At 77.9% G+C, this 1,260-nt stretch carries 1 protein-coding gene; it reads left to right on the top strand.

The window, feature by feature from the left end; genetic code table 11:
* Positions 1 to 1,260: polyketide synthase dehydratase domain-containing protein (locus tag ABD317_RS37020; RefSeq protein WP_344296471.1), on the top strand; the 1,260-nt coding region annotated here is incomplete at both ends.

The following is a 1,260-nucleotide window of genomic DNA, read 5'->3' as shown; positions in this document are numbered from 1 at the left end:
TCCGCACCCACCCCTGGCTCGCCGACCACGCCGTCTCCGGCACCGTCCTCCTCCCGGGGACCGCGTTCCTCGAACTCGCCCTGCACGCCGGCCGGCACGTCGACTGCGCGCACCTGGACGAACTCGCCCTGGAAGCCCCGCTCCTCCTGCCGGACGACGACGCCGTCGACCTCCAGGTGACCGTCAGCGGCGGGGGCGACGGCGGTCGGCGGACCGTGGTCGTCTACGCGCGGCCGCACGGCGACGCGGCGGGCGAGCCGTGGTCGCGGCACGCCACCGCCACCGTCCAGCCGCACTCCCCGCAGCCCCCGCCGCCCGCCGCCGAGCCCCCCGCCGACACCCCCGTCTGGCCGCCCCCGGACGCGACCCCTCTCCCCCTCACCTCCCTCTACGCGCACCTCGACGGCACGGGCCTCACCTACGGCCCCGCCTTCCAGGGGCTACGCGCCGCCTGGCGCCACGGCGGCGACATCCTCGCCGAAGTCACCCTCCCCGACCACGCCGGCGACGCCGCGCCGTTCACCGTGCACCCGGCCCTCCTCGACGCCGCCCTGCACGCCATCGGTCTCGTGGACGACGCCCCCGACGGCCGGGACGGCGCCCCCCGCCTGCCCTTCACCTGGCAGGGCGTCCAGCTCCACGCCGCCACCACCTCCACGGGCTCCGCCACCCTCCGTGCCCGCCTCACCCGCACCGGCCCCGACACGGTCGCCGTGGAGGCCGCGTACGCGGACGGCGCCCCGGCCGTCTCCGTGGCCGAACTCGCCCTGCGCCCGCTGCCCGCGGCCGAGTTGCGCACCCGGGCCGACTCGCTCTACCACGTCGAATGGTCGGCCCTCCCGAGCCGTCTCACCGCCCCGACCGGCGGCGACGCCCCCGCCCTCCTCGTCGTGGAAGACGCCCCCGACAACCCCGACAACCCCGACACCCCGGACCCCACCGACACCCCCGCCGCCGCCCGCGCCGTCCTGCTCCGCACCCTGAGCGCCCTCCAGTCCTGGCTGGCCGACGAGCAGAACGCCGACCGCCGCCTCGCCGTCGTCACCCGCAACGCCGTCGCCCTCGGCGACGAGTCGCCGAACCTCCGCCACGCGCCGGTCTGGGGCCTCGTACGGTCCGCGCAGGAGGAACACCCCGATCGCCTCGTGCTGGTCGACACCGACGACCGCGAGGAGTCACAGCGCGCCCTGCCCGCCGCCGCGGCCGCCGGCGAACCCCAACTCGCCCTCCGCGGCGGCGCGCCGAGCGTCCCCCGTCTCG

This window comes from Streptomyces synnematoformans (assembly GCF_039531005.1).
GTDB lineage: Bacteria > Actinomycetota > Actinomycetes > Streptomycetales > Streptomycetaceae > Streptomyces > Streptomyces synnematoformans.
Note: the sequence above shows the minus strand (reverse complement) of the source record. Positions and strands in the feature narration are given on the sequence as shown.